Source organism: Nocardia sp. NPDC050710 (assembly GCF_040654375.1).
In the GTDB taxonomy this organism is placed as follows: domain Bacteria; phylum Actinomycetota; class Actinomycetes; order Mycobacteriales; family Mycobacteriaceae; genus Nocardia.
In genome coordinates, this window is record NZ_JBFAHV010000010.1 from 104,309 (window position 1) to 111,464 (window position 7,156).

General features: G+C 67.5%; 4 protein-coding genes. All 4 read right to left on the reverse strand.

Going from position 1 to position 7,156, the window contains the following annotated elements; genetic code table 11:
• Window positions 1–2: 2 nt before the first annotated feature.
• From AB0H61_RS19335 to AB0H61_RS19350, 4 genes are read right to left on the reverse strand one after another with little or no spacing between them, the layout of a single operon-like run.
• The gene (locus AB0H61_RS19335) at window positions 3–2,201 is read right to left on the reverse strand and encodes a biotin carboxylase N-terminal domain-containing protein (RefSeq protein WP_357306161.1); all 2,199 of its coding nucleotides are present in this window, start codon (window positions 2,199–2,201) and stop codon (window positions 3–5) included.
• Between the two features lie 8 nt (window positions 2,202–2,209).
• Window positions 2,210–3,808 (reverse strand): carboxyl transferase domain-containing protein, encoded by a 1,599-nt coding sequence (locus tag AB0H61_RS19340; RefSeq protein WP_357306163.1) that lies wholly within the window; start codon window positions 3,806–3,808, stop codon window positions 2,210–2,212.
• Entirely contained in the window at window positions 3,805–4,953 is a 1,149-nt protein-coding gene (locus AB0H61_RS19345; protein WP_357306481.1) for an acyl-CoA dehydrogenase family protein, read from the reverse strand. The genes AB0H61_RS19340 and AB0H61_RS19345 overlap by 4 nt, the downstream gene beginning before the upstream one ends.
• Window positions 4,954–4,958: 5 nt before the next feature.
• Complete coding sequence (locus AB0H61_RS19350; protein ID WP_357306166.1) at window positions 4,959–6,674, reverse strand: acyclic terpene utilization AtuA family protein; 1,716 nt, start codon at window positions 6,672–6,674, stop codon at window positions 4,959–4,961.
• Window positions 6,675–7,156 lie beyond the last annotated feature (482 nt).

Here is a 7,156-nt window from a genome sequence, read left to right on the forward strand (position 1 = left end):
ACTCAGCTCTCCTGGTTCGCTGTATTGGATTCGGCGTCCGCGGGCCCCTCCGTGGTTACGCGGGCTGCCTCCTCCGGGTCCGTCGCTACCGCCGTATTGGATTCGGCGTCCGCGGGCCCCTCCGTGGTTACGCGGGCTGCCTCCTCCGGGTCCGTCGCGGGGTCGTCGACGACCGCGAGAACAGCTCCGATGTCGACCTGCTGGCCGACGGTGACATTGAGGGCGCTCAGCACGCCCGCGGCGGGGGCGGCGATGGTGTGCTCCATCTTCATCGCCTCCAGCCAGAGGATCGGCTGGCCCTGTTCGACCCGGCTGCCGACCTCGGCGCCCAACCGGATCACACTTCCCGGCATGGGCGCCAGCAGCGAGCCGCTGGCCACCTGCGCGGACGGATCGGTGAAGCGCGGCAGTCTGCGCACGGACACCGGACCCAGCGGCGAGTCGATACAGACCAGATCGCCGTAGCGGGCGACGCCGAATTGCCTGCGCACCGAGCGGCTCTCACCCACCCCACCGGCTGCCGTCCCCGTGAGCTCACCGGGCACCGCCAGCACGACGCGGTCCGGCGTGGCCTCGATCAACGTGAGACCCTCGTGCCCGTCCACCGCGACACCGCCGCCGCGGTCGAACCGGTAGCCGACCTCGTGGACGCCGCTGGTGCGACTCTCATAGGACTTGCGCTGCGACTGCGAGGGCAGGTTGCGCCAGCCGCTCGGCAGGCCGCCGCCGACCCGGGACGCGCCACGATTGGCCGCGGCATCGGCCAGTGCGGCTGCCACGATCGACAGCGCCTCGTCCGCCTCGGCGACCAGAGGAGTCGCCAGCGCGTCCAATCCGTGGGTATCGAAGAAGGCGGTATCGGTGTCACCGGCCAGGAAGGCCGGATGCCGCAGCACCCGGACCAGCAGGTCGCGGTTGGTCACCAGGCCGTGGATCTGTGCGCGCTGGAGGGCCGAGGCGAGCAATCGTGCTGCCTCGGTGCGGGTTTCGGCGTAGGAGATGACCTTGGCCAGCATCGGGTCGTAATGCACGCCCACCACCGAGCCGTCCAGCACGCCGGTGTCCAGCCGTATGCCCGGTCGATCGAGCAGGTCGAATTCGGTGGCCACCAACGGGATATCGATGCGGTGCACGGTGCCGCTCTGCGGCTGCCACTCGTGCGCCGGGTCCTCGGCGTAGAGCCGGACCTCGATCGAATGTCCGCGCAGGGCGGGCGGTTGCGCGGGTAGTGCGGCGCCCGCGGCCACATCCAGTTGCAAGCGAACCAGATCCAGGCCGGTGGTGCATTCGGTGACCGGATGCTCCACCTGTAGGCGAGTATTCATCTCGAGGAAGAAGAACTCGCCCGCCTCGTCGGCGAGGAATTCCACGGTGCCCGCGCCGGTGTAGCCGATGGCGCCCGCGGCCAGCCGCGCCGCCTCGAACAGCCGATCACGCATGCCCGGCACCGCGGCGCCTGCTTCGCCTCGCAGGGCATCGATGCGCTCGACCAGCGGCGAGGGCGCCTCTTCGATGACCTTCTGATGGCGACGCTGGATGGAGCATTCGCGTTCGCCGACAGCCCAGATGGTGCCGTGCGTATCCGCCATGACCTGGACCTCGATATGCCTACCGGTCTCCAGGTACCGCTCGCAGAACACCGTAGGGTCACCGAAGGCGGACTCCGCCTCGCGCCGGGCCGCCTCGATCTGCGGCTCGAGATCCGCCAGGACACGCACCACTCGCATGCCGCGGCCGCCACCACCGGCGGAGGCCTTGATCAGCACCGGCAGATGCTGCTCGGTGACCTCGGCCGGATCCAATTCGGCCAGCACCGGCACGCCCGCCGCGTCCATCATCTTCTTGGAGGCGACCTTCGAACCCATCTGTTCGATGGCCTCGACCGGCGGACCGATCCATACCAGCCCGGCGTCCTGTACGGCCTTGGCGAAATCGGCGTTCTCCGAAAGGAATCCGTAACCGGGATGAATGGCGTCCGCCCCGGCGGCCAACGCGGCCTCGATGATCAGCTCGCCGCGCAGATAGGTCTGCGCGGGCGTATTACCGGGCAGACGCACCGCGGCGTCGGCCTCGGCGACATGCGGGGCGGCGGCATCCGCATCGGAGTACACCGCCACGGTGCCGATTCCCATCCGTCGGCAGGTGGCGAAAACCCGCCGGGCGATCTCGCCGCGGTTGGCTACCAGAACACTGCTGATCATGTTCGGCCTCACATCCGGAAGACGCCGAAGCCCTCGGCGCCCTTGATCGGGGCATTGTGGATGGCGGACAACGCCATTCCCAATACCGTGCGGGTGTCGCGGGGGTCGATCACGCCGTCGTCGTAGAGGCGACCCGACATGAACATCGGCAGCGATTCGGCCTCGATCTGCGCCTCCACCATCGCCCGCATCCCGGCGTCGGCCTCCTCATTGAACGGCATGCCCTTGGCCTCGGCCGCCGCCCGGCCCACGATCGAGATGACGCCGGCCAGCTGCGCACCGCCCATAACCGCGGATTTCGCACTGGGCCACGCGAAGACGAACCGCGGATCGTAGGCGCGCCCGCACATGCCGTAGTGCCCGGCACCGTATGAGGCGCCCATCAGCAGCGAAATATGCGGCACCTTCGAATTGGAGACCGCGTTGATCATCATCGCGCCATGCTTGATGATGCCCTTCTGCTCGAACTCCTTGCCGACCATATAGCCGGTGGTGTTGTGCAGGAACAGCAGTGGCGTGTTCTTCTGATTGGCCAGCTGGATGAACTGGGTGGCCTTCTGCGACTCCTCGGAGAACAGCACGCCCCGGGCATTGGCGAGGATGCCGACCGGATAGCCGTGCAGCTCCGCCCACCCGGTGACCAGGCTGCTGCCGTAGAGCGGCTTGAACTCGTCGAAGTCCGAGCCGTCCACGACGCGGGCGATCACCTCGCGTGGATCGAATGGGATCCTCAGATCCGACGGCACGATGCCGAGCAACTCCTCCTGATCGAAGAGCGGGTCGATGACCTCGGCGCGCGGACGCGGGCCCTGCTTGGTCCAGTTGAGCCGCTTGATGATCGAGCGACCGATGCGGATCGCGTCCTGTTCGTCGGCGGCCAGGTAATCGGCCAGACCGGAGACGCGGGCGTGCATTTCGGCGCCGCCGAGTGATTCGTCGTCGGACTCCTCACCGGTGGCCATCTTCACCAGCGGCGGGCCGCCGAGGAACACCTTGGAGCGTTCCTTGATCATCACCGTGTAGTCGGACATGCCGGGGATGTAGGCGCCGCCCGCGGTGGAATTGCCGAAGACCAACGCGATCGTCGGAATGCCCGCCGCCGACAGCCGGGTCAGATCGCGGAACATCCGCCCGCCGGGGACGAAGACTTCCTTCTGGGTGGGCAGATCCGCGCCGCCGGATTCGACGAGGCCGATCACCGGCAACCGGTTCTCCATCGCGATGTCGTTGATGCGCAGGTTCTTCCGCAGCGTCCACGGATTCGAGGTGCCGCCGCGCACGGTGGGATCCGGCGCCACGATGATGCATTCGACGCCCTCCACGATGCCGATGCCCGCGATGACGCTGGCGCCGACGTGGAAGTCGCTGCCCCAGGCCGCGAGTGGGCACAGCTCGAGGAACGGCGAATCCTCATCGATGAGCAGTTCGATGCGCTCGCGCGCGGTGAGCTTGCCGCGCTTGCGATGCCGGGCCAGCTTGTCCGGGCCGCCACCGGCGATCGACTTGGCGAACTCGGCCTCGATCTCGGTGAGCTTGGTCGTCATGGCCTCGGCGGCCGCGGTGTACTCCGCCGAGCCGCTGTCGAGGGTGCTGCGCAATGTGGTCAAGACTGGTACCCCAATCGCTTTGCCGCCAATCCGGTGAGAATTTCGGTGGTGCCGCCGCCGATACCGAGGATGCGGATATCGCGGTATTGGCGCTCCACCTCGGATTCGCTCATGTAGCCGAGGCCGCCGAAGAGCTGAACGGCCTGGTTGGCCACCCACTCGCCCGCCTCGACGGCGGTGTTCTTGGCGAAGCACACCTCGGCGATCAGATCGATTTCGCCGTTCGCGCTGCGCTGCGCCACATCCCGGGTGTACACCCGGGCCACGTCGATGCGCCGGGCCATCTCGGTGACCGTGTTCTGTACCGCCTGCCTGCTGATCAGCGGACGGCCGAAGGTCTCCCGGTTGCGCACCCACTCCAGGGTGAGGTCCAGGCAGCGCTGCGCCTGCGAATAGGCCTGTACCGCAAGGCCGACCCGCTCGCTGACGAAGGCGCCCGCGATCTGATAGAAGCCGGAGTTCTCCTGACCGACCAGATTCTCCACCGGCACCCGTACGTCCACGTAGGACAGCTCGGCGGTGTCGGAGGCACGCCAGCCCATCTTGTCCAGCTTGCGGCTGACCGTGAAGCCGGGCGTGCCCTTCTCGACCACCAGCAGCGAGATGCCACCGGAGCCCGGGCCGCCGGTGCGCACCGCGGTGACGACGTAATCGGCCCGGCAGCCGGAGGTGATGTAGGTCTTCGCGCCATTGACGATGTAATGGTCGCCGTCGCGGCGTGCGGTCGTGGTCAGATGCCCGACGTCCGAGCCGCCGCCCGGTTCGGTGATGGCCAGCGAGCCGATCTTCTCTCCCGCCAGGGTCGGCCTGGCGAAGCGCGCGATCAGATCCTCGTTGCCGGACGCGATGATGTGCGGCACCGCGATGCCGCAGGTGAACAGCGAGGCGAACAGACCGCCGGATCCACCGGCCTGGTGCATCTCCTCACAGACGATCATCGCGTCGATGCCGTCACCGCCGGAACCGCCCGCCGATTCCGGGAATTGGATGCCGAGCAGGCCCAAGGCGCCCGCCTTCTTGTGCAGCTCGCGCGGGATCTCACCGTCGCGCTCCCAGTCGTCGAGGTACGGCAGCACTTCCCGTTCGGCGAAACCCCGTACGGTCGCCCGCAATTCGCGGCGCTCCGGGGTATTCCAAGGACTCACAGCGTTCATGGCAACAGCTCCAAGGGAATTTCGATGTGCCGGGAGCGCAGCCATTCGCCGAGCCCCTTGGCCTGCGGATCGAAACGGGCCTGGTAGGCGACGCCCTTTCCGAGCAGACCGGAGATGATGAAGTTCACGGCGCGCAGATTCGGCAGCACATGCCGGGTGACGGTCAGCGGTTCCGTCTCGGGCAGTAGCTCTTTCAGACGCTCCACCGTCAATGTGTGCACCAGCCAACGCCACTGCTCATCGGTGCGCACCCAGACGCCGATATTCGCGTCGCCACCCTTGTCGCCGCTGCGCGCCAGCGCGATGCTGCCGAGCGGCGCCCGCCGGGTCTCGCTCGCGGACAGTGGTTCCGGCAGCTCCGGCTCCGGAACCGATTCCAGCGCGCGGGATTCGGCTGCGGGCGTGACCTCGATCCGGGTGCCCTCGGGCAGTACCGCGGTGTGCGGGACTTCGGTGGCGTCGACGAATCCGGGGGTGTACACGCCGTACGGAGATCCGTTGCCCGGCAAGGTGGTAAAGCTGCAACCCGGGTAGCTGGCCAGGGCCAGCTCCACCGCGACACTCGAGAAGGTCCGTCCGACCTTGTTCGGATCGGGATCGCGCACCACACAGCGCAGCAGCGCGCTGGCCTGTTCTTCGGTCTCGGCGTCGGGTCGGTCGAGCCGGGCCAGCGTCCAGTCCAGTTCGGCGGGTTTCACCGGCAGCCAGGACTCCAGCTGTCGCTGGGCCAGTGCGGCTTTGGCCTCGATATCGAGGCCGGTCAGGATGAACTCCATCTCGTTGCGGAAGCCGCCGAGGGTGTTCAGTGAGACCTTCAGCCGCGGCGGCGGGGCCTCGCCGGTCACCCCGCTGATCAGTACCCGATCCGGGCCGTCCTGGCGCAGCCCGATGCTGTCCAGCCGCGCGGTGACATCCGGTCCCGCATAGCGCGCGCCCTGGATTTCGTACATCAACTGCGCCTCGACGGTGTCCACGGTGACCGCGCCGCCGGTGCCCGCGTGTTTGGTGATGACACTGCTTCCGTCCCTGCGGATTTCCGCGATGGGGAAGCCGGGGCGTCCGAGATCGGCCAGTTCGGTGAAGAAGGCGTAGTTGCCGCCGGTGGCCTGGGTGCTGCACTCGATGACGTGTCCTGCCACCACCGCGCCCGCCAATGCGTCGTAATCGGTTCGGCCCCAGCCGAAGTGGGCCGCAGCGGGTCCCACGATAACGGAGGCGTCGGTGACCCGCCCCGTGACCACGATATCCGCGCCCGCGTTCAGGCATTCCACAATGCCCCAGGCACCGAGGTAGGCATTCGCGGTGAGCGGGGCGCCGAGGCCCAGTTCGGCCGCGCGGCCGACCAGATCGTCGCCCTCGACGTGCGCGACCTTCGCATCGAGCCCGAGGTCGGCGGCCACCTTGCGCAGCCGCTCGGCCAGACCGGCCGGATTCAGCCCGCCCGCATTGGCGACGATCTGCACATTGCGTTCCAATGCCAGGCCGAGGCAGTCCTCGATCTGCTTGACGAAGGTCTTGGCGTAGCCGAGGCTGGGGTCCTTCATCCGGTCCCGGCCCAGGATCAGCATGGTCAGCTCGGCGAGATAATCGCCGGTGAGTACGTCGAGCTGCCCACCTTCGAGCATCTCCCGCATCGCGCCGAGCCGATCGCCGTAGAACCCGGAACAGTTGCCGATTCGGATCACATCCGGATCGGCGGCCAGCATACTCATCAGCTGGAGGCCTCCCTGTGCGGCGAACCGTCCGGGCGCGGCCGCATTACCGCGCCGGTGATGTTCGCGTTCCGGAGACCAGCATCACATCCGTTCGAGAAAAAATCAAGCACGCGTGCTTGTTAGTTATTTCCGCAGCTCAAACACCACCGCGCCACACCCCCGAAGTGCGACGCGAGACATACAGGCAGACAACCCACACCCTCTGTCCGCCCGAAGCGAGTCTTATCAGCGACCCGTTCGCAGCCGTCTCGCCACCGAGCGGCCGAAGCCCACGCGACGCAGCCGCAAGAAGCCAGACCCCAGAACCGCACAGCAGCCAAGACTTACGACCGACTATCCGCTCCCAACTCAGCCCCGTCCGGAGCGAGCCTTACGAGCGACCCATTCGCAGCCGTCTCGCCACCGAGCGGCCGAAGCCCACGCGACGCAGCCGCAAGAAGCCAGACCCCAGAACCGCACAGCAGCCAAGACTTACGACC

Coding starts and splice junctions, on each gene's coding strand:
- AB0H61_RS19335 (WP_357306161.1), bottom strand. CDS start 2,201: ATGATCAGCAGTGTTCTGGTAGCCAACCGCGGCGAGATCGCCCGGCGG.
- AB0H61_RS19350 (WP_357306166.1), bottom strand. CDS start 6,674: ATGAGTATGCTGGCCGCCGATCCGGATGTGATCCGAATCGGCAACTGT.